The organism is Nocardiopsis sp. NPDC006938 (genome assembly GCF_042869555.1).
Lineage (GTDB): Bacteria > Actinomycetota > Actinomycetes > Streptosporangiales > Streptosporangiaceae > Nocardiopsis.
This window is the reverse complement of record NZ_JBIAGA010000003.1, coordinates 136,010-160,047: the sequence shown is the minus strand read 5'-3', so window position 1 is coordinate 160,047 and position 24,038 is coordinate 136,010. Positions and strand designations below refer to the sequence as shown.

Sequence of the window (24,038 nt, the reverse complement as noted above, 5' to 3'; positions counted from 1 at the left end):
ACGGGTGACTGGCTGCGGTGCCGGGCGCCCACCGAGAACAGGGGTGGCGGAGGGAGTCACAAGGGGATCAAAGGGATACTAGCGCCTCTCACCTCGCGCACAAGGTATCGATCGGCGCCCCGGCCCCTCGGTCACGGCATCGGCACCCTCACCTGCTGGGTCCTGCCGTCACCCAGGTGCAGGTAGGCGGTGCCCGGGGTGAGCCTCGGGCTGGAGACGCCCTTGGGCAGGCGCAACCCCAGGACCTCCCCGTCGGCCTGACTCTGCGGGGACAACAGCGCGCCGATCCGGTTGCGCTTGAGGTGGACGTGCCAGCCGTTGAACCCGCCCTGGAGCGCCTCGTTGGTGCCCGCCGCGACGATGCCCCACCCCGCGCCCACCATGCCGCGCGCGATCCGTGTGAACTCCTTGCCGAGGTCGCTCTGGAGCAGCAGCTCCGCGTCGTCGACCATCACGACCGCCGTGTCCGCCTCAAAGCGCCCGAGGGCCTCGTGCAGCTGGGACAGCCGCGGCTCGGCGGCGTCGATGACCGCCCGCACCCCGTGCTCGCCCCGCAGGTCGGCCAGGCGCGAACCGCGCGGGGTGACCAGCAAAAGCTCCGTCCCGCCCTCCAACAGCGACGCGGCCATGGTCGTGAGCATGCTGGACCGCCCGGACTGGGGCGGCCCGCTCACGAGGAAGGTCGGGACGCGCGACAGGTCGGCGGTGACGGCGGTGAGCTCGTTGCCACCGACACCGATCAGGGCGTGCAGCGGGCGGGGGGCCTCAGTCCGGTACCGGGCCATGTCCGCGTAGCCCAGCTGGTCCGGCAGGACGTCGACGCGGAACGGCAGGGGGCCGCCGCCGGGCCGGGGGCGCTGGGAGACGAACTCGGCGATGCGCGTGAGCTCGTGCCCCTGGGCGGCGCCCTGCGGGTTCTTCGTCAGCAGCGCGATCTGGACCTCCAGGGCGTCACCCGCGCGGAAGGCCCGGCCGTCCGGGACCTCCTCCGGCAGGGAGCGGGCCTGGAGTCCGGCCGAGCCGTAGTCGCCGCTGTCGTTGCAGCGCAGGACCAGCAGGTCCTCGGTGGTGGAGGAGTACTTCGTGCGGGTCAGCAGGCGGTCGCCGGTGGCGACCACGTGCACGCCCACACCGGCGCCGTCCCGCATCAGGGTGGTGACGTCCTCGACCAGGGCACCGTAGTTGTACTCGCCGAAGGCCTGCTCGAAGGCGTCCAGGCGGTCGACGAAGAGCACGACGTGCGCCGGACGCTCCCCCGCAGGCAGCAGGGCGCGCAGCTCCTCCAGGTCGGCGCAGCCGTGCGCCGCGAGCAGTTTCTGTCTGCGGTCCAGCTCCTCCGCGAGCAGCCCCAGCAGACGCACGACCCGGTCGCCCTGGGTGCGCTGGGCGACCGCCCCGCAGTGCGGCAGCCGCTCCATCGGCAGCAGCGCCCCGTTGCCGCAGTCCAGCCCGTACAGGTGCACGTCGTCCGGGTGGTGGCCCAGGGCCAGCGAGGCGGCGAGGGTGCGCAGGGTCTGGGAGCGGCCGGTGCGCCCCGACCCCATGACGAGCAGGTGGCCGTTCCTGGCCAGGTCGAACGTGTACGGCATCTGGCGCTGTTGGGCCGGGACGTCGATCAGCCCGATCGGGACCGGGCGCACCACACCGGGCTCGGCCTGCGGAGGCCGCCCCCTCAGAAGCTCCGAGAGGGTCAGCGACGTGGGCAGGGCGTCCAGCCAGGGGCTGGGCTGGCGCCGCGCGCCGACCAGCTCGGCGGCCTCCCGCACGGCCGTGACCAGCGCTGTGAGGTCGGTGGCCTCCACGTCACCGCTCCGCTGCTTCTCCTTGGCCGCGACCGGGGCGGGCAGTGCCAGGTCCGACCACCGGACCGCGTGGGCGACGGGCGCGGAGGCGTTCTCGACCGCCACGACCCGCCGACCGCCCACCCGGCCCGACTGGAACGGCAGCAGGGACGCGTGACCGAGTCGGACGTACGCGCGACCGGGGGTGTCGATCCCGATGTGCGCCGACTCCGCCGCGTCGATGACGTCGCGGCTCTCGGTCTCGTCGGTCATCCGCAGCGCGATCCGCAGGTTCGTGTTGGCGCGGATGTCGTTGGTGACCACGCCGCCGGGCCGCTGCGTGGCCAGCACCAGGTGGATGCCGAGGGAACGGCCCCGCTGGGCGATGTTGACCAGGCCCTTCACGAAGTCCGGCAGTTCGCGCGCCATGGACGCGAACTCGTCGATGACCAGCATCAGCCGGGGCATCTGCGGCATGCGCCGGTCGCGGTCCAGGAGTTCGAGGTAGTCCTCGATGTCCTTCGCCCCGGCCTTGGCCAGGATGTGCTCGCGGCGGTGCAGCTCGGCGCCGAGCGAGACCAGGGCGCGCCCCACCAGGTGGGTGTCCAGGTCGGTGACCATACCGACGGTGTGCGGCAGGTCCACGCAGTCCTTGAACGCGCTGCCGCCCTTGTAGTCGACGAGCACGAACGACATCGACTCGGGGCGGTTCACCGCCGCCAGCGACGCCACCAGCGTCTGGAGGAGTTCGGACTTGCCGGAACCCGTGGTGCCCGCGATGAGCGCGTGCGGGCCGTCCCGGCGGATGTCGACGGCGAAGGGGCCGTCCAGGCCGACGCCGAGGGTGGCGACCGTGCTCCGGCCGCCGCTGGTCCAGTGGGCGGCGATCGCGTCGCCGTTGGGCGGCTCCAGGCCGATCACGTCGAGCAGGCGGGCGCTGCGCGGGAGCGAGCCGCCGGACTCGCCGACACTGCTGTCGCGCAGCGGGGCCAGGGCCCGCCCGAGCCGGTCCGCCCAGGCGGCGGACGGGACGTCGGCCCGCACGTCCTCGACGTTGTCGAAGGAGGTCCGGCGCAGGCGCATCCCGTGCGGGGTGATGCTGACGACCGCGCTGCACTCCTCGGGCAGCAGCCGCTCCTCGGCGTCCAGGCACAGGACGTAGATGCCCACCTCGGGGCCCTCGCGCAGCAGCTGCACGACACCGGGAAGCGACCGGATGCGGCGGGCGCCGTCGAGCACCACCACGATCGCGGGCTCGTCGTCGGCGGCTCCGCGCGGGGCCTGCGCCCGCGCCTCCAGGATCATCAGCAGCTCGGAGACGCGGCGCGCGCAGGTGGTGGAGTCGATGCCGATGCGCCCCAGCGAGAGCTGGGGGTGGTCCCCGCGCAGGTGCGGAACGTAGCGGGTCCACCGCCACCGGCTGTGGTCGCCCTCCATGGACAGCAGGTACAGCTGGAGTTCGGCGGGGCTGTGGAGGGCCACGAGCTGGGCGACCAGCCACCGCTCCAGGGCGTGGGCGCCCTCGCCGCTCCCGGCCACGCCCACCACGCCGTTGTCCTTCACCGACACGCTCACCGGCACGTCGCGCATGTCCCAGGTGACCTCCTTGCGGTGGTCGTCCTTGGTGGGGTCCGTGAGGACCACCTCGGAGGGGATGCTGCCGGTGCCCACGCGCAGCTGGGTGAAGTCCTCGTCGATCTTGCGGCGCTCCCACAGGCGCGACCGGGGGCCGGTGGAGAGCAGCAGGACGGCGGCGGGGTCCGGGCAGGTGTCGCGGAGGCGGCGCTGGGCGGCGACGAGGGCGTCACGGGCGTCCTTGGTGACCCGCTCGGTCTTCTCCTCGAACTCGCGGAGTTCCCTGTCGTAGCGAGCCTTGGTGGTCTTGCGCTGCATGAGCTGCATGAACAGCACCGAGACGGGGGCCAGCAGACCGATGAGGAGCATCTGCGGACGGTTCATGATGAGCGCGCCGCCGACCGCCATGGTGATCGGCATCAGGATCATCATGAGCAGCTGGGCGATGGGCTTGTCGGGCGGCTCGGGCGGGCTGGGCAGCTTGAACTTGGTCTTGGTGGGCGCGGGGTGCAGCCGGGGCGGGCGGTTGTAGTCGAGGCCCGTGCCGTCCTCGGAGGGCACGACGGCGGCGTCCGGCCGGTGGTGGGGCCACGCCTCGAAGAGGGTGCCGCCCAGGGTGAGCTGCTCGCCCTGCGGCCACGGGGTGTCCGGGGCGACCTCGTCGCGCTCCAGGTGGGCGCCCTGCCCGCCGCTGGTGGCCAGCAGGGTGACGGTGCCGTCCGGCGCCACGCGTACGCGCGCCCAGTGGCCGTCCGCGTTCGTGACGAGCACCGCGCTCTCGTGGTCGCCGACCACGTAGTCGCCGGGGTCGAGCCGGACCACCCGGCCCGCGTCGGGGCCGGAGACCACACGGATCTCCACCACGCCCGGCGGCTCCGCCCCGACCTCGGCGGGACCGCCCACGCCGATGACCGACCCGTCGAGGATTCCGGCCTCCGCCAGGGACGCGGACGGGTCGATCCGCCGGTCTCCGACATAGAGCGGGACCTCCTGGCCCCGCACGCGCGGCACGGTGCGGACCACCGGGTCCACGACCTCGGTGAGCTGGCGCACCGTGGCGCCGGGGTCGGCGTCGACGAGCATGTCCAGACGCAGGGGCGAGGTGGCGACGGGTCCGGAGCCGTCCGGCCCGTCCACGGACGGGCCGGTGGCGGGAGTCGCGGTGAAGAGAAGGCGCACGGTGGGGGCTGCTTCCAGGTCTTTGCCGTCAGCGGCGGGCTCGGTGGTCGACGCGGCGGCCGGGGGCCGCGCGTCCGCCCCGCGCCCGGACCGGAACCGGGAGGTGGGGCGCGAGGGGCCCGGGCACGGGTGCTCGGGGCGGGGCGGAACGGGGCGGTCACCCGAGGGGGTGCGCGGCGGTACGGAGCGCGCGTTCCGGGGCGGGCCGGGGGCCGTCAGCCCTTGAGGCCCTCGCCGAGCTTCTCGTCGGTCTCACCGAAGGTGCTGCCGACCTGCTTGAGGTACTTGGCGATACCTTCGAGGCCCTTGTTGACGTCCTCGAAACCGCTGTTGAAGTCCTCGAAGAACGGACGGAAGTGCTTCTCGGCGGCGGGGGTGCTGTAGCCGTCCGAGATCAGGCCGTCGACCTTGTTCTTGATGGACTGGAGGCGCTCGGTGAACTCGTTGAACTCCTGGGTGAGGGAGCCAGAGGTCTCCTCGGTCTTGTCGCTGTCGACGTTGTACGCGGGCATGTGTCTCTCCTCGTGTGTGTCTCCCGGCGGCCTGGCCGGACCGGGAGCCCTCTTCGTCCTCATTGTCGCGGATGTTCGCCCGCGGGTGACGGTCACCCGCGAACGCGCCGGTGCGCCCCGGACACCGGCGGGCGGGACCTCAGGTCCCCGCGTCCACGGGAGCGTCGCGCTCCCAGAACCGCGCCGACGCGGTGATCGCGTCGAAGAGGTCCAGGACCTCGTCCACCTCGTGGGAGTTGGGGCTGGTGCAGCTGACCAGGATGCGTTTGTCCAGGCCCGGGTATTCGAAGGCCGTGTGCATGGCCACCGTGCGCAGGATCGCCTCCTCCGTGTCGTAGTCCGTGACGCCGAAGATGCGGCCGCACCTGCCCAGGCCCGACTCGGTCAGGTCGACCACGGTCTTGTTCAACCAGGTGCCCTCACGGGCGGTGGCCGAGTCCTGGTAGACGAAGTCCACCAGGCGCAGCGGGTCGATGGCGTACTCCCCCCGGCCCGCGGGGAACGCGAACACGCAGACCGTCGCCATGAAGAAGCCGTCGTCGTACTCCTCGAAGGTCCCGGCGGCCGAGATCAGCCCGGCTCCGGTCGCCTCGCCGGCCACGGCCGCCATGTCGGCGATCAGCTCGTTGAGCGCCTCGGCCTCCTCCGGTCGGTTCCGGTAGGCCTCCAGGACCTTGGCGCGCATCGAGGCGAACGAGTCACCGGACAGGTCGTACTGCTTCCAGCCCTCCGGAAGCGCGTAGTCGAACAGGATGTCCCGCTGGGGGACGTCCTCCTCGAACAGGTAGGCCATGGCGGTTCTTCTCCTCGTGCGGTCCTCGTGCGGCCGGTCGGTGGGCCCGGATCGGTGGTGGAACGGCCGGGCTCGGGCCGGGCGGGTGTGTTCCCGGCCGTGGGCGCCTACTCCTCGGACTCCAGGCTGTTGCACAGCTCCTCGTCCGTCTCCTTGAAGGCCTCGATCACCGGGTCGATCGCCTGTGCCAACGCGCCCAGGTCCTCGGACTGGCGCTCGTAGTTCTGCTTGCAGTCCTTGCCGTAGTCCCTGGCCTTGTCCACCAAGAAGCCGGGCCCGATGTCCTCCGCCCGGTCCTCCGGGCTCTGGTACGAGCCCTCCTCGGGCTCCGTGAAGGCGTTCTGGATGCGATCCAGCGTCGCCTTCGTCTGGCTGAGCGTCTCGGTGTCGATGCAGACGATCCTGGCCATCCGATTCTCCTTCCTGCGGCCCGCGCTCCGCCGTGCGAAGCCAGCCCTACTCCCGCATCTTCTGCACGTCAGCCAGGCTGACGTTGTAGAGCTCGGCGAGCTCCACTTCCAACTGCTCCCTCTCGGCCTTGGCCCTTGCGAGGAACTCGTCCGCCCGTTCCTGTTCGGCGGCGGCGTCCGGGTCGGGGTGGTCGTCGAGGCGGGTGTCCTCGTACTTGGTGAGGTTCTCCTTCGTGAGCAGCTTGTTGAGGACTTCGAGCTGCTTCTCGACCTTCTCCCCCTCGCGGAAGTCCTCGTGGTACTCGTCCAGATACTCGTCCCGGAGGTTGTTGCGCATGGCCTGGTGGCCCAGTTCGAGCGGGAGGTTGGGCAGGCCGTCCGCGCCTCCGTACCTGCCCTCGGCGGCGGCCTTGGGGATCGCCGTGCCGAGCTGCATGAAGGACTGCACCACGTAGCTGGGGTTGGGCAGGCCGTCGGGACCGAACGCGATGCCCTCGGAGAGCCAGTCCTGTCCCGTCCACTCGGCCACGAAATGGCGGCCGAAATCGAAGCCCGTCCCGGCGACCACGTTGAGCACGTTCTTGAAGAACTCGAACGGGATCGGCTGGAGGGCGGCCCGGCGCGTGTCTCTGAGCGTGGTGACCGGGTCGGGGTCCGGGCGTTCCGCATCCCCGGAGTCACGTCGGCCGCCTCTTCCGGAGGCGGTGTCGTCGCCGTCCCGCTGAGGCGCGTCGGTGTCCCCGTCCCGCTGAGGCGCGTCGGTGTCGCCGTCCCGCTGGGCGGGGGCGTCGCCGTCCCGCTGGGGTGCCCGCGCGCCGTCGTCCCCGGTGGTCGGCGGAACGGTGGACGCGCCCTCCCGGTTGCGGAGGGGGCTGCCGTCGGCCCAGGAGCCCGGGATGTCCACCCGGTGCTGGACCCCGTCCGGCGCGGTGACACGGACGTGGCCCTCGGTGACGCGCAGCTCGGGGCCGCCGCCGGAGTCGACGCGGACCCCGCCCCGGGCGTCCCTGACCGTGGTTCCGTTGGCCCCGTCGGTGACCTCGGCCCGCCCGGAGGCCGACCGGGTGCCCGAGACGTTGCCGCCGGACTCGAACCGGACCTGGTCGGGCGAGACCAGCGGATCGCGCAACCGGGGCCACCGGCCGTTACCGGTGTGGACCGGGTTCTGCACCCCGGGCCTCCCGGGTTTGGCCGTCACCTCGATGCTCTGCGCACCGTTGTGACCGCTCGTCCGGTCGGGGCCCGTCGACACCTCCCAGGAATCGGCGTCACGGCCGGTGCCCCGGGCCGTCAGGCCGTCGGAGCCGACCTCGACCGTCCGGTCGCCGGAGCGGACGGAGCCGGGCTCCTGACCCCGACCCGTCGTCGTGCGCACCTCGCCCTCGCCGACCGTGACTCTCGTCCCCTCACTCGTGGAGACGGAGGTCTCGCCCGCAGAGCTCTCTGCGAAGGGGCGCCGGGCCTCCCTATCGCTCCTGGTCTCGGCCACCCTCTCGCCCGGGTTCCCGGCGCGCTCGTCCGTGCGCACCGTCGTGGACGCCTGACCGTCGGACACCCGCACCCGGTCTCCGTCTGTGGCGCCCTGGAGCCCATCGGGTCCGAAGACGCTGAGCCGACCGCCACCGTTGTCGGCCCGGTGACTCCCGTCCCTGGTCGTCACGGCCACCGAGCCGTCACCCCGGTGCGTCACCTCCAGGCTGTTGTCCCGTCCCCCCGGCGCCGTCATCGTCACGTCACCGTCTCCCGAGGCGCGTACCGACCAGCCATACGGGTTGTCGACGCGCAGGACCGGGGCCGTCCCCGTCCCGTCACCGCCGCGCCCCGGCTCGATCGTCACGCCGGTGAGCGCTCGGCCGTCCGGGCCGCTGATCACCGTGGAGGGCGTCCCGGTGGCCGGGTCCCAGGGCAGACTCGGATAGGTCTCCCCCCTCACGGGCGTACCGTCCATGTTGTAGGTCCGCTGTCGGCCACCGTCGACCACGCGGATGGCACTCGTCCCTTGGTGGTCGACGATCTCGACCCGGGAACCGTGGTCGAAGCTGACCCGCCCGGGTTCCACGGAGACATCGCCGGTCCGGGCCACCGGCCGGGAGTGGCCCTGGGCATCGGTCTCCTGCCTGAGAGTGGCATCGTTCCGGCTGGAGAAGACCGTCGCCTGGAGGTCGATGCCGCCATCGGCGCGGATCTCCGCGCTGGAGGGCCCGCCCCTGACCCTGCCGGTGCCGTCTCGCCGTAGTTCGAGGTCCACGCCTCGATCCACGTCGGACAGGTGGGCCGCGTCGGGGCTCACCTCCGCGCGGGTATCCCCGGATTCGACGCGTACCGTCCCGTCGGCGCGGTCGAAGCTGTGCGAGGAACCACCCGGGACCTCGACCCGGTAGCCGTCGACACCGACCGTGGCGTCTCTCCCCGTGGAGGGGTCACTGACCTGGGTACGTGGAGTGTCCCCCGCCCCGTCGGCCGCGGGCCGGCTGACTTCGAGACCGTCCCCGTCGAACCGCTGCCGGACGGGTCCGTCGCCGGTGTGGCTGACCCGTAGGCCGTCCCCGTCCTGGCGGACGGTGAGGCCGTCAGCGGTCCGGACCTGGTTGCCGTTCCGGTCCTGGGAGACGGAGACATCGCCGTCGCTGGTGGAGACCGTCAGCTCGCCGTCGCGGTAGGAGGCGCGTCCCCGGCCGCCGGGACCGGTCACCTCCAGGTCCCCCGGATGGTCCGCGCCGTCCCTTCGGGCTCGGACCGACGATCCGTCCGCCGAGGACATGTCGAACCCGCGTCCGGTGCTCCGCACGCCGGTGCCGTTGACGTCGACACCGTCACGGGTCACGTTCATGGTGAAGTCGGGATCGCCCTCGCGGGTGGCCGGGTGGCGGTAGGCCACGTTCTGCTCCCCGTCGGTGCCGCGCGTGGTGGTGAACTCGCCCCGTCCCGTGGTGCGCGTGTGGGTGACCTTCGCGCCGTCAGGGGACTGCGGGGCGGAGCCGTCGCCGCGCCCGGTCTCGGGGGCCCGGCCCTCCTCGCCGGATCGATGGGGGACGGACTCCCCGGCCTGCTCAGGAGCCCGCGTCGCGGGCCCGTCCAGGCCCAGGTCGGCCCGGGGCGACGGGTTCGGGTCGCCGGGGTTCGGGGGCGGTGTGGAGTCCCCGTCAGAGCGTTCCCCGGAGCGTGCGGCGGTGTCGGGCTGGGGGTCGCGGTTCGCGGGGGCGGTCTCCACGTCGCCCGGCTCTCCGACCCGCGCCCGAGGGGTACCGGACGGCTGGGGAGTGTTCGCGCCGCCGGTCCGGGTGACCGGAGCGAACTCCTCTGGGGGCTGCGTTCCGTCGCCCCGGCCGCCCTGACCGCCTTCGGCGTCGTTCGTACCCGGACCCTCGGCGCGGTCGGGCTGGGAGCCGCCCGTGTCGGTCGGGGCCTCGGGGGCGGACCCGTCGGAGTCCGGACGGGCACCGGCGGTAGCGGACGACGGTTCTGCGGTACCGGAGTCCTCGCGTGTGGCAGCCGCCTCGGACGACGAACCACCGGAACCAGAGTCCGACTGGTCGGCACCCGACGGGGCCGAGGAGTCGGCCGGACCGCCGGTGTTCGCGGGAGCGTCGGCCGTCTCGCGCGACGCATCCGGGCTACCGGTGTCCGTGTGGGCCGCCCCGGTCTGCGGCGCCGCGTCACCCTGACCACCGGTGTTCGCGGGAGCACCAGCCGGTTCGGGCGACGAACCGCCCGCGTCGGAACGGGCACCCGCCGTCTCCGGCGATCCCGCGCCACCGCCGACACCGGAGTCCGCCGAGGAACCGCCCGCGTTCGTCGGAGCGCCAGCCGACTCGGGAGCCGCGCCACCGGAACCCGCGGAACCGCCAGCACCACCGGTATCAGCCTGCGCGGCACCCGTCTGCGGGGCCGAGTCACCCGGGCCGCCCTGCTGGGGCACCGAGTCCCCCAAGCCACCCATGGGCGCGGGTCCGGACTCGGGGGTGGCGGACCCGGCACTCGGCGGCGCCTCCCCGGTACCGCCCCCGCCGGTGGTGGGGCCGCCCTCGCCGGTGTCACCGCCTCCGGAGGAGCCCTGGGTTCCGGCCGGGTCCGACCCTCCGTTACCCGTGGCCGGGTCCGATCCGCCTCCGCTCGTACCGCCGCTGCCCGAACCGCCGCCGAAGAGGTCGGGCAGCGCCCCCTCGTTCTTGAGCACCCCGACGGTCGAACCCGCCGCGCTGGTCCCGAAGGCGGTCAGCGCCTCGTTCGTCAGGCTGATGTCGTTGAAACTCTTGCCCTCGCCCGCGACCTGCACGGTGATCGACGAGGCCATGCTGGCCGCGCTGTCCTTGACCACGGTGGTCGCGATCTTGCCGCCCGTGGTGTTGCGCAGCACGGACGGCACGGCCCGGCTCGCGCCGCTGCGCACGGACGAGGCCGCTCGGCTCACGCCGCCCGCCACACGCTGTCCGGTCACCCGGGTGGCCGCCTGGCCCGCCGCCTTGCCGACCGCGCGGCCTCCGCGCAGCAGAGCGCCTCCCGGGACCAGGGAGAGCGCGTCCATGCCCAGGGTGAACAGGGACTCCCGGTTGAAGCCGAGCTTGCCCTCCTTGTGCAGGGTGGCGGTGCTGATCGCGAGCACGGTCAGGGCCAGAGCGATACCCAGACCGGGGATGAAGATCGCCGCCAGACCCGCGACGACCATGGCCACCGCGTACAGCAGCGGGTTGTCCTCGACCCACGTGACGATCTTGTCCAACCAGCCCCACAGTTTGCGCGGGCTGCCCTGTTTGGCCTCCTCCAAGGCGTCGGCGCAGTCGCGGGCCGCGTCGTCCATGTCGTCCAGGACACGTTTGAGCTGGTCGACGAACTCTTTCCGGACGGGGTCCTCACCGTCGAGCTTCTTCGTCCAGGCGTCGGGGTCCTCCAACGCGGAGTGGGCGGTGACGGCCCGGTGGACGATCGACGCGCTGTCCATCCGGGCGGCGCCGAGGGCGACCGCCCACTTGTCGAGGGCCCTGTACCCCTTCTCGTACGCGTCCTGGGCCTTGTCCAGGTGCCTGGGCAGTTCCTTGACGAGGTCCTGTAGGGCGGAAACGGCATCGCCCTGGCCGAGTTCGTCGCCTTCGAGGCGACGCATGTCCTCAGCGGCCTGCTTGGCGGCGTCCGACAGCCTCTCGTAGAACCGCTTCAGCGACCGTACGTCACTCGGCAGCCACGGAACGGGGTCTTCGCGGCAGTCGAGCAGCTTCCATTCAAGGAACTCACGAGGTTGTTTCGCCACGTCCCGAAGCACTCGCCTTCCAGGTCCGGCTGGGGACCATCGCGTTGTCCGGCCGTCGGGAGGCACGGCCAGTGAGGGGTTCGCAGGGCTCTGGGGCGTTGGCGCCACGCGAGTCCGACATCATAGACTCCCATCCCCCTGAGTGAACAGATGCCTGGGAAAGCCCCGGGGTTCCCGCGAACCGGCAGGAGTCCTCGCGCATCCCCCTCCAGGGACCCCAGCGAGTACATTCACGGGAGAGCGAGTGACCCTGACAGCGGCGGCACGACCCCTCGACGCGCGGTCGACCGCGACGCGGGCGGCCCGCACCGGCGCGGCGGTCGGCGCCTCCCTGGTGGCGGCCCTGCTCTCCGCGCCGACGGTGTCCCCGGCCCACGCCGACACGGCGGGCACCTACGACATGTGCCCGGAGGTCTACTACTACGTGGTGCCCGAGGGTTCTCCCGGGCTCGGCGCGGTCGCCGACCTCATCCTCGGCGACCCCGAGCGCGCCGACGAGATCCACGAACTCAACGCGGGGCGCTCCCAGGCGGACGGGACGGCCCTGGGCGAGGACCGCGCACTCCAGGCGGGCTGGCGGCTGGTGGTCCCCTTCGACTCGGGCGGGGAGGGCGTCTACGAGGGCCGCGATCCCCTGTGCGTGGTCGCGGTCGACCAGGCCAACGCCCAGGGGATCGCCCCGCCGAGCCCGCACCCCGCACCGCCCGCGTACACGCCGCCTCCCGAGGCGGAGGAGTCGGCCGAGCAGGGCGAGGTCGTCGACGTCACCCCCCAGGACGACAAGCCCAAGATCGACCCCCGCCTGCTCGCTGCGGGTGCGGCCGCCCTGGTCCTGCTGACGCTGCTCACCCTGTTCTGGCAGCCGATCGGCCGCGCCATCGCCTGGCCGTTCCGGCGGATCGCCGCGCTCCCCTGGCGCAGGCCCCGTAAGCCCCGGTCCGCCCGGATCGCCGCGGCCACGCGCCGCCGCCGGGCCGCGACCGAACGCGTCACGGCGGACCCGGACGCGGTGCACCGGGCCGGAGGCGCCCACTCCGACCTGCTGAGTGCGCCCGCCGACGTCCCCGCCCGGCCGGTGGCGATCCTGACCACCCGGGTGGAGACGACCGCGATCGTCCCGGTGGGGGCGACCCCGCCCGCGACCTCGTGGCGGGTCGTCGACACCACCACGTGGCGCTACTCGCGCGGTTCGGCGTCCTCCGGTCCGCACAACTTCGCCGCGTCCACCCACACGATGGTCCGCCCGGTGGCCCACGGGGTCCTGGCCTGCCTGGGGACGCTGGAGGACGGCGAGACTCTGGTGCACGTCGACCTCACCCGTACGCGCGGCCTGCTCGCCGTGGGCGGCGACCGCGCGGTCGCCGCCGACGCGGTGCGGGTGATCGCCGACGCGCTGCACGCCCGGGGGCTGTCGATCCGGGTCCTGAAGGAGGGCCAGCCCCTGCACTCGTTGGTGCCCTCGGCCCCGCCCGACCTCTCCGCGCCGGACCCCGTCCACGGGCTGGAGCCCAGCAGGGAGCACCCGCTCGTGGTGGTCGTGCCGCGTCCCCTGGGAACCGCCGACGAGCACGTGCTCGGCGCCATCCCCGCGAGCACCCTCGTAGTGGGCACCGGGGAGTCGGTGCACGCGCGCTGGCAGTGGCGGGCGCACGAGGACGGCACCCTCGACACCGGGGCGCTCGGCCTCGACGTGATCCTGCGGCTGCCCGAGCGCCGCCGGTGAGCGGTGCGCGGCCGGTGCGCGGGACGTCGTAGGCGAGCAGGCCCCGCCGGTACCCGCGACGTCGTAGGCGAGCAGGCCCCCGGCGCCCGGAACGCGCCGGTCGGCGAGCGCGCGTCAGCCGTGGTCTCCGGTGCGGTCCTCGCGTCGGACCCCTTGGGCGCGGCCGTCCCCGACCAGCGCCGAAGGGAAGGGGACGCGCAGGGCCGCGGGGTCCAGACCCTCCGCGAGCAGTGCCCGGACGAGTTCGTCGGGGGTGTCGGTGCGCGCGGTGACGTACCGGCCGTCGCGACCGACGATCTCCACGCCCTCGCCCGCGCGGGCGTTGGCCAGGTGGGTCCGCCCCCAGCGCCACGCGGGGCGGGTCCCGATGCGGGCGCGGCCGACGTAGCCGATCGAGGCGACCGGAACGCGGGCGCCGCGCCGCCCGGCGTGGATCTCCAGGACCCCGTTCGCGACCCGTGTGTGGACGCTGGCGGAGTACACGAGGGTTCCGCCGATCGCGGCGGCCAGGAACAGCACCGCGAGGAACGGCCACCAGAACGGCCCCTCGTCGACGATCAGGACGCCCGTGCCGACCACGGCGATCCCCGCGCCGGTCGCCAGGCCCGCGATCCGTCGCACCGGGTGGGTGAGGGCGCTCCGCTCGTAGCCCGGGGCCGCTGTGGTCCGGTCGCGCACGGTGCTCAGTCGGTGTCGTCGGAGGGGCTCGGGGACGCGCTACCGTCCGCCTCCGCACCGTCCCCGTCGCCGTCCGCGCCGTCCTCCTCGGAGTCCTCGGGTGCGGGGCCGAAGACGAAGCGCTGTCGGTCCTGGACGAGGATGGCGTGCCCGGTGGCGGTCACGGCCTCCACGTAGGCGGAGAGCTCGTCCTCCACCACGTCCATGGTCTCGGCGTCCAGCACCAGCTGGAGGTCGCCGTCCTCGTTGGAGCGCGAGTCGCCGTACACCAGCCCGCCGTGGGCGAAGGCGGGGGAGATCGAACCGGCGTCCTCCTCCAGGCCCCAGCGCACCTCGCCCCCGGCCAGGTCGACGGCGACCATGGTGGCCTCGCCGCTGGCCTGCGACAACAGCAGGGTCCCGGTCTCGGAGTCGTAGAGCAGGCCCGGGGTCCCGGCCTCGTCGAAGTGCCGGGAGACCGGGTTGGTTCCGGCCTCCACCAGGGACCACAGCGGCGTGCCGTCCTCGGTGTCGTGCGCGGAGAGCACGGAGGGCGCTTCGGGTTGGGCCCAGCGCAGCAGCATCGTGGTGGTGACGTCGCCCTCGCCGTCCCCCTCCTCGGCGTCGTCTTCGGAGGAGGGGACCGGGTAGACGCCGAGGATCTGCGGAACCGGGACCGGTGCGGTCGCGGGCAGGTCCAGCTCCTCGTCGGCGGCGGAGACCGACCACAGCGGGGCGCCCGGGTCGTCGGGGTCGAGCGAGTGGGCGCGCAGGACGGAGTCGCCGGAGTCGAGCAGAACGGTGTCGTCCCAGGCCGCCACCGGGACGCCCAGGCGTTCGGGATCGTCGGTGCCGGTCCCCTCCTCCGGGTCCTCGTCGGACCCGTCGGGGTCGTCCGCGTCGTCCGGGTCGGCCTCCTCGGCGCCTTCCTCCCCGGACTCCTCCGGCTCGAAGGTGTAGGACCACAGCTCGTCGCCGTCGGTGTCCAGCACCGTGAAGTCGCCGTGCGGCTCCTCCGCGCTCCAGTCGGCCGGGCGGCGCACCGCGACGCCGTCGAGGTAGGCGTCGCCGTCCGCGTCCGGTTCCCAGAGCGGCTCGCCGTCGGCACCGAGGACGAAGGGGCCGCCCTCGGGGTAGCTCATGAGCAGGACGGCCCCGCCCCGCCCGTCGGTGTCGAACCCCCGGAAGCGTGCCTCGCCCTCCCACAGGGTGTCTCCGGTGGCCGCGTCCTGGAGGAGGTGACGGTCCTCACCGCCGGAGCTGATCAGGAAGGCGCCCTCGACGGGGCTGATCCGCACGCCCAGGGGGTCGTCGAGGATGTCGTGTCCGTCCGCGTCGTCTCCGTGCAGGTGACGCAGGACCTCGCCCTCGATGCCGGGAGGCGCCTCACCCTCGAACTCCGTGGGGAGCGGAGGGGGCTCCTCCTCCGGGGAGGGGGCGGGGGCGGGCGGCTCCGGATCACCGGTGCACCCCGCGACCAGCAGCGCCGCAAGGCCACAGGTCAGCGCCTGAAGCACCCGTGAGCTGCGCATTGACGGTATCTCCCCACGAAACGATGACGTTTACGGCAAATCCTAAGCCGGGGAGCGGCCAGGTGGATACACGGTGTCGATCACTCGTTACGGGCCTGTGAGCGCGCCGTTCCCGGGCTCAGGGCCCGGTCCCGGGCTCGACCTCGATGGTGGTGACACCCCTCACCTCGAACTCCGCCCTGCCGCCGGTGAGCTCCGCCAGCCGGACCCCGAAGTCGGGCAGCTCGGCCTCCGGCACGGCCACCTCGATCCGGACCCGGTCCTCGTAGGCGACCTCCCTGACCGTCAGCGCGGAGTCGCGCAGGTCGTTCTCCAGCCGTCCGCCCAGAACGTAGTCGGCGAAGACGTCCACCACCAGGAGCTGGCGCCGTTCCAGGAGCCCGAGTTCCTCGACGGCGGCGGAGACCGCGTTGCCGTAGGCGCGGATCAGGCCGCCCGCGCCCAGTTTGGTCCCGCCGAAGTAGCGGGTGACCACCGCGACCGTGTCGGTGATCCGCCTGTGGCGGAGCACCTCGAGCATGGGCACACCGGCCGTCCCCGCGGGCTCGCCGTCGTCGCTCGAGCGCTGGACGCCGCCGTCGTCACCCAGCACGTAGGCGGTGCAGTTGTGGTTGGCGTTCCAGTGCTCCTTGCGACGGTCGGCGATGAACGCGCGGGCGGCGTCCTCACTGTCCACCCTGGCCAGGGCACAGACGAACCGGGACTTCCTGATCTCGATCTCGTGTTCACCGCCGCGCTTGATCGTTCTCATGTCGCCTGTTCAGAAGGGTTCGTGGTGGGACGCACCAGTCTGCCATCTCCGAGGGCCCGGACCCCTCCGGCCCGGGCTGCTGGTACGGTCCCCTCACCGGAGGGCCCGCGAGCACGGGAGGCCCCGAACCACAGGGGCCGAGCGCGGGGGCGCGCCCCGGGTGAGGGCGATGCCGCCCCTCCGACCACACCACAGATTCCGCACACCCAGTTAACACTCAAGCACTTTGGGTAACGTTGCGGACGTCCACAGCACTGAGCACCGGGGAGTCCCGACATGCGCACCACGCCACCCGCCGTCGGTCTGGTCCTGACCGCCCTTCTCGCCACCGGGTGCGCCCAGGGCGCCCCCTCCACCAGTGACGGGGCGGCCTCCACCCAGAACCCGGCGGCCCAGCCCACCACCACCCCGAGCGTGACCGCGTCGACCTTCCTGCCCCCGGGCCAGAGCGCCGGCGCGATCACCTACGACGAGACCGCCGTACCCGAGGGCGCCACCTCCGACGTCCAGGTCCGTGTCCAGGACGGTTCCACGTTCGTGCAGTTCACCGGGACCGGCCTGGAGGCGGACCGGGACTTCGGCGCCCACGTGCACACCCGCCCCTGCGGTGACGACCCCGCCGACGCCGGTCCGCACTACCAGAACGAGGTCGACCCCGCGGCGACGGAGGACGAACCCTCCACCGACCCGGAGTACGCCAACCCGGAGAACGAGGTCTGGCTGGACATGACCACCGACGGCAGCGGCAACGCCTTCGTCACCTCCACCGTCGACTGGGAGTTCCGCGAGGGCGAGGCGCACGCCCTGGTGCTGCACGACGAGCACACCGCCACCCACGAGGGCCACGCGGGCACCGCGGGGGACCGGCTCGCCTGTGTGACCGTCGAGTTCTGACACTCACGGGTCCGGCACTCGCGCACACGCGGCCCCCGCGGTTCCGGGTCGGCTCAGTCCGGGAGAACCCTGCGCAGCACCACCTTCTCGGCGAGCGCCCACGTCGTTGACGCGACCAGGTAGACCCCGGCGGCCAGCGGCACGAACGCGGCGATGACCACGGTCGTGAACTGCATGTAGGACAGCGCCGCCATCATGGGCGGCTGCGCGGGGTTCTCCCGCATCATCGGGAGCACCACGTAGCGGCGGTTGGCCCACGCCACGAGGGCCAGGAGCAGCAGGAGGCCGACGAAGACCGGGGGCACCAGGAGCCCGTTCGCGCTGGTGACCAGGGTGGAGCCCAGTTCGACGCCGCCGAGGGTGTGCGCGAGCAGGGGCTCCTCCCCCGGTCCGGCCCCGATGAACAGCCCGTACAGGGCCACGACCAGCGGGATCTGCGCGAGGCCGGGCAGGCAGCCCGCCAGCGGTGAGGTGCCCGCCTCCGCGTAGACCTTGCGTTGTTCGGCGAGCATCCGCTCGGGGTTCTTGCCGTGGCGCTTGGTGATGTGGGCGAGCCGTGGCGCGAGCCGGGCGCGCTGCTTCTCCGCGCGTACCTGGGCCACCCCCAGCGGCAGGAGCAGGAGGCGCACGGCGACGGTCAGGCCGACGATCGCCAGTCCTGCGGCCAGGGCCCCGGCGAACGGGGCGAGTGCGGTGGTGAGGGCGGCGAGGACCGCCGAGAGCATGCTGATGACGGCCGCGATCGGCCCGAAGGTGTACAAGGTCGAGACCCCTCGTCTGGGTGGGAAGGACAGACGTCGGGCCGCTCGGAACGGAAACCACGGTGGTGCGCGCTTGGTCGGACCGGTCGGGTCGACACGGTGCCCGGGGCGCGGGCACCCGCGACGACGCGGCTCGGAGCGCCCGTCACGACGGACGCGTGCCAGCGCGTGGCCCGTACCGGTGCAACCGGACCCCGGACACCCGGGCCCCGGACACCCCAGGCCCCCGACACCCCCGGCGCCACGGCCCACGAGCGCGTGAGCCCAAGCGCGGGCGCCAGTGGCTGTCACCACCGGCGTCCAGGTCGGCGACAGCGGGTCGGGCACACGTCAGTGCGAGCCCGGCCCGGGCACCGGCACAGGGCAGGTGGCGTCATCACGGGCGCGCCCCGGCACCTGTCGTCTCGGGCCCTCTTGGGGAGCCGCCAGACGGGGGCGCCGGGCGCCTGCGCGCGACGGTCCGGGAAGGCACGGGATCGGGCGGGCGGGTGTCAGCACAGAGTGTCGCCACGTGTACCCGCCAGGCGGGCGGGACCCCGGAGCCAGCCCCGGTGCGACGACCCGCGACAGCGCACGGCGACACCGGTCACGACGGTTGCGGTTCGGTTCGAACCCACCGGGGCACGAGGCGTGCACCGGAGTGGTTCAGCGAGCGGCCGGAAGGGCCGCCCCGGGCGCTCGGGGCCGCGGTCTGCCCGCCGCGTCGGGGTCGCACAGCGCGAGGACCGGGAGCTTGCTGGCTCTGCGGCGCATCGCGTGCGCCGTTCCGGTGGCGGTGTCGCCCACCGGCCACAGGGTCGTCCGGCGCAGGGCCAGCAGAACCAGGGCCGCACCGACCGCCACGACCAGCAGGGTCACGGCGCCGCCATCCACTCCGGGAAGGGGCAGGTCGGCCGGGAGGAAACCGAGGGCGAGGAACTCGAAGAAGGGCAACAGGTACTGCACGTGTTCCCCTCCCTCCGTGTTCGTTCCCGCCCATCGTACCCAGCGTCGGCCGGACCGGCCACGACGATCCGTGCCCTGTGGAGAAATCCGCCGACACTCCGCCCCGGCTCCCGTCCTTTCGCGCGATCCTGTAGCTAAATGACACAGAGTAACCATCTGTGCGCTCGGCAGCGCCCGTCGGTGCCCGGCCGCGTCTCCAGTACCTGTCTCCCATGGGCTCGCGCGAGCCCGGCGAAAAGGGGAATCCCGTGCCGATCCGCCCTGCCAACCTGGCCACCATGTCCGCGACCATCGCCGGGGCCATCTCGGGGATGGCCAGCAAGAAGGAGGACACCGCTCCCATGCGTGTCACCTTCGAGTCCGGCCACGAGCAGAGCGTGGAGAACGGCGGCTGCCGGGTCCTGGAGACCGGGCAGGGCGGGGTGGTCGAGATCGAGGGCGAGTACCGGTTCGCGCTGTTCGCGGGCACCAGCTGCCAGGGCAGTCGCACTCTGGCCTCCGGTCAGGGTTCCGTCCGGTTCGGCACTCCGGTGCTGGCCGGTGCCATCGTCATCGGGTAGACGCGGCGGGCGCACTCCCGCGCCCGCGCACCCGCGCCCGTGCGGCACGGTCGGCCTCTTCCTGGGTGCGGTGGTGCCCCGCGCCCGCGCACCCGCACCGTCTTCGTCCGGACGGCGCACCGATCCCTGCCCACCCCGCCCGGGGAGCGCGTCGGCCGGGCACCCACCCAGACGTCCCGATCACGTGCCCAGGTCGGCGTCCGGGGCACGGATGCCGGGGACCGTGTCCGGGACCCGGTCGAGGGTGTCCCCCCGTGAGCACAGCACCTCTCCCGCGGCGGCGTGCCCCAGGCTCAGCCGCCGTTCCGGGGCCAGTCCGTCGAGCAGCCCCGAGAGGTAACCGGCGGCGAAGGCGTCTCCGGCACCGACCTCCTCCACCACGTCCACCGGCGGGGCGGGCGCGAACACCGTGCCCGCGCCGTCGAAGCTGGTCGCCCCGTTCCCGGCGTCCTTGACCACCAGGGTCGGCACCTCCGGGAGCACGGCGCGGACGTCGTCGGCGTCCGGGGTCCCCCAGAGGCGCTCGGCCTCGTCGCGGCCGACGAACACCACGTCGGCTCGGCGGGCCAGGTCCAGCAGCACCGGCCCGGCCTCGCGGGTGCTCCAGAGCGCGGGCCGGTGGTTGACGTCGAAGCAGCGCAGCGCGCCGTTCCCGGAGCGCCGGTCGAGCAGTTCGCGGACGAGGGCGGCCGCGCGCCCGGACAGCGCGGGGGTGATCCCGGAAAGGTGCACCAGGCGCGGGCCCCGTGACCACACCTTCTCGGCGTCCCCCACCGACATCACCGACGCGGCCGACCCCTTGCGGTAGTAGAGGACCCCCGCGCCTCCGGGCGCCGTGTCCTTCACGTACAGGCCGGTGGGAAGCCCGGGGTCCACCTCCACGCCCCGCACGTCCACGCCGCAGCGGGCGACGGAGGCGGTGACGATGCGCCCGAAGGGGTCGTCCCCCACCCGGCTCACCCACGCGGCCCGGTGACCCAGCCTGGCCAGTGCCACGGCCACGTTGGACTCGGCGCCGCCGGCGCCCACGGCCAGCAGGGAACCCTCGGTCAGCGCCTCGGGTGAGGTGAGCACCGCCATGGTCTCCCCCACGCAGACCGCGTCAATCCTGGTCATCGGGCGTTCCTCCGAAGTGATCGGCCGGGGAGGCGGTCGGTGCGACGCCCGTCCCTGACGGTGAACTCACCCGCGATCAGCACGTGTTCGATGCCCACGGGGGGCAGGCGCGGCTCCTCGTAGGTGGCGGGGGAGCCGACGGTGTCGGGGTCGAAGACGGTGAGGTCGGCGAAGGCGCCCGGCTGGATGACGCCCCGGTCGGTGAGGCCCAGCCGCTGGGCGGGCCGGGAGGTGAGGTGCCGGACGCACTCCTCCAGGGTGAGCAGGCCGACCTCGCGCACGTAGTGCCCCAGGTAGCGGGGGAAGGTGCCCCAGCCGCGCGGGTGCGGGCGTTCTCCTACGAGGATGCCGTCGCTGCCCGCCGTGTGCGCTCCGTGCCGCATGATCGTGCGGATGTTCTCCTCGTTGCCGACCTGGAGGAGGCAGCCGCTGCGCAGCTCGTCGGCGACGAGGAGGTCGACGAACACCTTGCCCGGCGACTCGTCGCGGTCGCGGGCCAGGTCGGAGATGGAGGACCCGACCGCCCAGGACAGCGCGGGGTCGGCGGTTCCGGTGATCACGAGGGAGGTCCAGTCCATGGGGACGCCGTGGTTGCCGTCGGTGCCCTCGGCCTCGACCTCCCGCAGGACGCGGGCCCGGGTGGCGGGGTCGCGCAGGCGGGCGAGGGTGGCCGCCGTCCCGCCCTCCTGGGCCCAGGAGGGCAGTGGGGCGGCGAGGTAGGTGGCACTGGCCCGGTAGGGGTAGGTGTCGAGGGTGACGTCCAGGCCGTAGCGGACGGTGGCCTCGTCGATGGCGTCCAGGACCTCGCGGGCACGGCCCCGGTTCTGCGGGAAGTTCACGTGGCAGTGCGCGAGGTGGAGGGGAACGTGGGCGCGGCGGGCCACGTCCAGGCACTCCTGGTACGACTCGACCACGCGCGAACCGTAGTTGCGGTGGTGGGGGCAGTAGTAGCCGCCCGCGGCGCGGACGGGTTCGAGGAGGGCGACGATCTCGTCGTCGCTGGCGTACATGCCGGGCGTGTAGGTGAGCCCGGCGGAGAGCCCGTGCGCGCCCTCGGCCATGCCCCGGGCCACCATGGCGCGCATGCGCCCGATCTCGGCTTCGGTGGCGGGGCGGTCGTCGTCGCCCACGACCGCCATGCGGACGTTGCCCTGGGGGACGAGGTAGGCGGCGTTGGTGGGCGATCCCCGGTCGATGAGGTCGAGGTACTCGCCGACCCCGCGCCAGGAGTGGTCGAGTTCGGGGGTGCCGTTCCACGCGGCGATCTTCTCGCGGACGGGGTCGGCGGTGGCGTCGGTGACGGGCGCGTAGCCGAGCCCGTCCTGGCCGAGCACCTCCAGGGTGACGCCTTGGAGGACCTTGGCCTCGTGTGCGGGGTCGGCGAGCAGGGCGAGGTCGGAGTGGGCGTGCATGTCCACGAACCCCGGGGAGACGGCGAGGCCGGTCACGTCGACGACGTCGCCGGTGCTCTTCGCGGTACCCGGCGGCACGATGTGGCTGATGCGTCCATGGCGCAGGATGAGGTCGGCGTGACGGGAGGGGCCGCCGGTGCCGTCGATCACCCGTCCTCCGGCGAGTACGGTCTCGGGCTGCACTGTTCCTCCGATCGGGGTCCCCGACGCCCCGGTCCGCGCTGCCTTCGCCCGGAGTGTCGGTGTGGCCCAAGATAAGCTTTGGGAAGGATAATTGATAACTTTGTTGCCAATAAGCGTGTCCGCGAACCCGACCACGCGGCCCCCGAGGTGCGGGGACACGAGACCCGACCGAAGGAGACGCATGTCCAAGAAGGCGGTCCAGACCGACAACGCCCCCGTTCCCGCCGGCGCCTACAGCCAGGGCGTCGTGGCGGGCGGCTTCCTGTACACGGCCGGGTTCGGCCCGCAGGACCCGGCCACCGGGCGGGTCGCGCCCACCGTGGGCGAGCAGACCAAGCAGGTGCTGGCCAACGTCGCCGCCGTGCTCGCCGAACACGGCCTGACCCTCGACGACGTCGTCAAGTCCACCGTCCACCTGGAGAACCTCAAGGCGGACTTCCCGGAGTTCAACGCCGTCTACGAAGAGCACTTCACCGCCCCCTACCCGGTCCGCACCACCGTGGGCTCCGACCTGGCCGACATCCTGGTCGAGATCGACGTGGTCGCCAAGCTCCGCGACTGACCGGCGCCCCCGCCCCTCCAGGGGAGTGTTCCCCCCGGAGCCCCTGATCGACCGGCCGTCCCCGAACTCGGCTCCCCGGGGGCGGCCGGTCCCCCTCGCCGGACCCCGGCGGCACCGGACCGCGTACCCCCGGTCGGCCCCGGTCAGCTGAGCCGACGCGCCCGCACCACCAGGTCGTGCACGGTGTGGGAGACCCCGTCCAGGACCTGTTCCGAGGGACGCGCCTCGTCGACGAGCACCTCCCACTCCCCCTCCACCAGTGCCGCGGTCACCGCGTCGCCCTCGTAGAAGATTTCGGGGTGGGGCGGGCGCGGCACCCCCGACGCCAGGTCCCGGGGATGGTGCGCGACCACCAGGAGCTCACCACCGGGGATCACCGCCGCCGCCAGGTCCGCGAACAGCAGCGCCCGGGGATTCGGGTACAGGTGCATGAACTGCGCCGTGACCAGCTCGTACTGGGGAGTCGGCGGAGCCCAGCGGGTGACGTCCGCGCGCAGCCAGGTGATCCGGTCCGCCACTCCCGCGCCCGCCGCCATCGCGTGTGCGGCCGCGCGGTCCAGCGCCACGGACGAGATGTCCACCGCGGTCACCCGCCAACCGCGTGCGGCCAGCCACAGGGCGTCCGCGCCCTCACCGGCGCCCACGTCCAGGGCCCTTCCCGGTGGGAGTCCCTCGACCTCCCTGACCAGGTGCCGGTTGGGCCGCCCGCTCCAGATCCGGTCGCTGGAGCGGTACCGCTCGTTCCAGAACTCCTCGCCCATCTCCTCGGGCAGGGAACCGTGCTCGTCGGTCATGTGTCGACCACCTCCTCCCCCACTCTGCTCAGCGGTGCGGGACGAAGCGAGTTCCCTTGCCGAACCGGCAAGGGAAAGGAACGGTACGGAAACGCGTGAAAAGACGGTCCCGATATTCACGAGCGACCCAGAACCGAACTCCCGGCCCCCACATCACACCGAGTGTCCGCATCCACCCCTTCAGAGACACCTCCAAGGACAGAACACCATGATCATCTGGCGCGGCTGGGGCATCCTGGTCATCCTCATCGCCGCCGTCTTCACCGTCCCCCTGGGCTTCCTGGCCGCCGAGACCGTGGGCAGCGAGTCCGCCGGTCTCGGCGCGGGCGCGGGCCTGCTGCTCGGAGCCGTGGGCGTCTACTTCGCCGGAGCCAAGCTGAACGCCCCCAAGCAGGGGTTCCACCCGGGCACCGGTCAGCCGGTCGAGTACCGCAACGCCCACACGTTCTTCTTCGTGCCGATGCAGTACTGGGGCTTCATCCTGCCCATCGGCGGTGTGGCGGCGATCCTGAGCGCGTTCCCGCTCTGATCCGGAGCCCGGGTCGTCACGACCCGGCGAACGGCCCCCGTCCTCCTCTGCCTGGGAGCGGCGGGGGCCTTCTCGCGTCCGACGCGTCCTACGCCCGTGCCCTCTCCGGCCCGGCCGCGCGGGC

The 24,038-nt window shown here is 73.1% G+C and carries 18 protein-coding genes; 5 read left to right on the top strand and 13 right to left on the bottom strand.

The window, feature by feature from the left end:
* Positions 1-131: 131 nt before the first annotated feature.
* From ACFYL4_RS06125 to ACFYL4_RS06105, 5 genes are all read right to left on the bottom strand, one after another.
* Complete coding sequence (locus ACFYL4_RS06125) at positions 132-4,535, bottom strand: FtsK/SpoIIIE domain-containing protein (RefSeq protein ID WP_387516831.1); 4,404 nt, start codon at positions 4,533-4,535, stop codon at positions 132-134.
* A gap of 215 nt (positions 4,536-4,750) precedes the next feature.
* Complete coding sequence (locus ACFYL4_RS06120; RefSeq protein WP_387516829.1) at positions 4,751-5,047, bottom strand: WXG100 family type VII secretion target; 297 nt, start codon at positions 5,045-5,047, stop codon at positions 4,751-4,753.
* Positions 5,048-5,186: 139 nt separating this feature from the next.
* Positions 5,187-5,840, bottom strand: coding sequence for a hypothetical protein (locus ACFYL4_RS06115; protein ID WP_387516827.1), 654 nt, complete (start codon positions 5,838-5,840; stop codon positions 5,187-5,189).
* Between the two features lie 107 nt (positions 5,841-5,947).
* A complete protein-coding gene (locus tag ACFYL4_RS06110) occupies positions 5,948-6,250 on the bottom strand; it encodes a hypothetical protein (RefSeq protein WP_387516825.1) in 303 nt (100 codons plus the stop codon).
* 46 nt (positions 6,251-6,296) lie between these two features.
* Positions 6,297-11,495, bottom strand: coding sequence for a hypothetical protein (locus ACFYL4_RS06105; RefSeq protein ID WP_387516824.1), 5,199 nt, complete (start codon positions 11,493-11,495; stop codon positions 6,297-6,299).
* Between the two features lie 244 nt (positions 11,496-11,739).
* Here ACFYL4_RS06105 and ACFYL4_RS06100 point away from each other — a divergent pair, with 244 nt between their 5' ends.
* Positions 11,740-13,218 (top strand): hypothetical protein, encoded by a 1,479-nt coding sequence (locus ACFYL4_RS06100; RefSeq protein WP_387516822.1) that lies wholly within the window; start codon positions 11,740-11,742, stop codon positions 13,216-13,218.
* 114 nt (positions 13,219-13,332) lie between these two features.
* Here ACFYL4_RS06100 and ACFYL4_RS06095 read toward each other — a convergent pair whose 3' ends face one another.
* The 3 genes from ACFYL4_RS06095 to ACFYL4_RS06085 form a co-directional block, all read right to left on the bottom strand.
* Complete coding sequence (locus ACFYL4_RS06095) at positions 13,333-13,896, bottom strand: hypothetical protein (protein WP_387516820.1); 564 nt, start codon at positions 13,894-13,896, stop codon at positions 13,333-13,335.
* 5 nt (positions 13,897-13,901) lie between these two features.
* Positions 13,902-15,407: a PQQ-binding-like beta-propeller repeat protein gene (locus ACFYL4_RS06090; protein ID WP_387516818.1), complete on the bottom strand. Its 1,506-nt coding sequence runs from the start codon at positions 15,405-15,407 to the stop codon at positions 13,902-13,904.
* A gap of 118 nt (positions 15,408-15,525) precedes the next feature.
* Positions 15,526-16,158: a YigZ family protein gene (locus ACFYL4_RS06085; RefSeq protein ID WP_387516816.1), complete on the bottom strand. Its 633-nt coding sequence runs from the start codon at positions 16,156-16,158 to the stop codon at positions 15,526-15,528.
* A 276-nt stretch (positions 16,159-16,434) separates the two neighbouring features.
* Between ACFYL4_RS06085 and ACFYL4_RS06080 the strand changes: the two genes are divergently transcribed.
* Positions 16,435-17,052 (top strand): superoxide dismutase family protein, encoded by a 618-nt coding sequence (locus ACFYL4_RS06080; RefSeq protein ID WP_387516814.1) that lies wholly within the window; start codon positions 16,435-16,437, stop codon positions 17,050-17,052.
* A 53-nt stretch (positions 17,053-17,105) separates the two neighbouring features.
* Here ACFYL4_RS06080 and ACFYL4_RS06075 read toward each other — a convergent pair whose 3' ends face one another.
* Both ACFYL4_RS06075 and ACFYL4_RS06070 read right to left on the bottom strand, forming a co-directional pair.
* A complete protein-coding gene (locus ACFYL4_RS06075; RefSeq protein WP_387516812.1) occupies positions 17,106-17,813 on the bottom strand; it encodes a YidC/Oxa1 family membrane protein insertase in 708 nt (235 codons plus the stop codon).
* A gap of 645 nt (positions 17,814-18,458) precedes the next feature.
* On the bottom strand, positions 18,459-18,758 hold the full coding sequence (locus ACFYL4_RS06070) for a DUF6412 domain-containing protein (protein WP_387516810.1): 300 nt from the start codon (positions 18,756-18,758) through the stop codon (positions 18,459-18,461).
* Positions 18,759-19,006: 248 nt separating this feature from the next.
* On the opposite strand from ACFYL4_RS06070, the gene ACFYL4_RS06065 reads away from it, so the two are divergent.
* Positions 19,007-19,318, top strand: coding sequence for a hypothetical protein (locus ACFYL4_RS06065; RefSeq protein WP_357756449.1), 312 nt, complete (start codon positions 19,007-19,009; stop codon positions 19,316-19,318).
* Positions 19,319-19,498: 180 nt separating this feature from the next.
* Here the strand turns inward: ACFYL4_RS06065 and ACFYL4_RS06060 are convergent, their stop codons facing one another.
* Both ACFYL4_RS06060 and ACFYL4_RS06055 read right to left on the bottom strand, forming a co-directional pair.
* Positions 19,499-20,434 (bottom strand): sugar kinase, encoded by a 936-nt coding sequence (locus ACFYL4_RS06060; RefSeq protein WP_387516807.1) that lies wholly within the window; start codon positions 20,432-20,434, stop codon positions 19,499-19,501.
* Positions 20,431-22,029, bottom strand: coding sequence for an amidohydrolase family protein (locus tag ACFYL4_RS06055; RefSeq protein WP_387516805.1), 1,599 nt, complete (start codon positions 22,027-22,029; stop codon positions 20,431-20,433). The genes ACFYL4_RS06060 and ACFYL4_RS06055 overlap by 4 nt, the downstream gene beginning before the upstream one ends.
* Before the next feature lie 181 nt (positions 22,030-22,210).
* Between ACFYL4_RS06055 and ACFYL4_RS06050 the strand changes: the two genes are divergently transcribed.
* Complete coding sequence (locus ACFYL4_RS06050; RefSeq protein WP_387516803.1) at positions 22,211-22,591, top strand: RidA family protein; 381 nt, start codon at positions 22,211-22,213, stop codon at positions 22,589-22,591.
* A gap of 143 nt (positions 22,592-22,734) precedes the next feature.
* Here the strand turns inward: ACFYL4_RS06050 and ACFYL4_RS06045 are convergent, their stop codons facing one another.
* On the bottom strand, positions 22,735-23,385 hold the full coding sequence (locus ACFYL4_RS06045) for a class I SAM-dependent methyltransferase (protein ID WP_387516801.1): 651 nt from the start codon (positions 23,383-23,385) through the stop codon (positions 22,735-22,737).
* A gap of 208 nt (positions 23,386-23,593) precedes the next feature.
* Between ACFYL4_RS06045 and ACFYL4_RS06040 the strand changes: the two genes are divergently transcribed.
* On the top strand, positions 23,594-23,914 hold the full coding sequence (locus ACFYL4_RS06040; RefSeq protein ID WP_357756435.1) for a hypothetical protein: 321 nt from the start codon (positions 23,594-23,596) through the stop codon (positions 23,912-23,914).
* Positions 23,915-24,038 lie beyond the last annotated feature (124 nt).

Excerpts from the sequence above, each read along its gene's own strand:
- ACFYL4_RS06050 (WP_387516803.1), top strand. The coding sequence starts at position 22,211 with ATGTCCAAGAAGGCGGTCCAGACCGACAACGCCCCCGTTCCCGCCGGC.
- ACFYL4_RS06060 (WP_387516807.1), bottom strand. The coding sequence starts at position 20,434 with ATGACCAGGATTGACGCGGTCTGCGTGGGGGAGACCATGGCGGTGCTC.
- ACFYL4_RS06120 (WP_387516829.1), bottom strand. The coding sequence starts at position 5,047 with ATGCCCGCGTACAACGTCGACAGCGACAAGACCGAGGAGACCTCTGGC.
- ACFYL4_RS06115 (WP_387516827.1), bottom strand. The coding sequence starts at position 5,840 with ATGGCCTACCTGTTCGAGGAGGACGTCCCCCAGCGGGACATCCTGTTC.
- ACFYL4_RS06040 (WP_357756435.1), top strand. The coding sequence starts at position 23,594 with ATGATCATCTGGCGCGGCTGGGGCATCCTGGTCATCCTCATCGCCGCC.
- ACFYL4_RS06085 (WP_387516816.1), bottom strand. The coding sequence starts at position 16,158 with ATGAGAACGATCAAGCGCGGCGGTGAACACGAGATCGAGATCAGGAAG.
- ACFYL4_RS06080 (WP_387516814.1), top strand. The coding sequence starts at position 16,435 with ATGCGCACCACGCCACCCGCCGTCGGTCTGGTCCTGACCGCCCTTCTC.
- ACFYL4_RS06110 (WP_387516825.1), bottom strand. The coding sequence starts at position 6,250 with ATGGCCAGGATCGTCTGCATCGACACCGAGACGCTCAGCCAGACGAAG.
- ACFYL4_RS06090 (WP_387516818.1), bottom strand. The coding sequence starts at position 15,407 with ATGCGCAGCTCACGGGTGCTTCAGGCGCTGACCTGTGGCCTTGCGGCG.
- ACFYL4_RS06045 (WP_387516801.1), bottom strand. The coding sequence starts at position 23,385 with ATGACCGACGAGCACGGTTCCCTGCCCGAGGAGATGGGCGAGGAGTTC.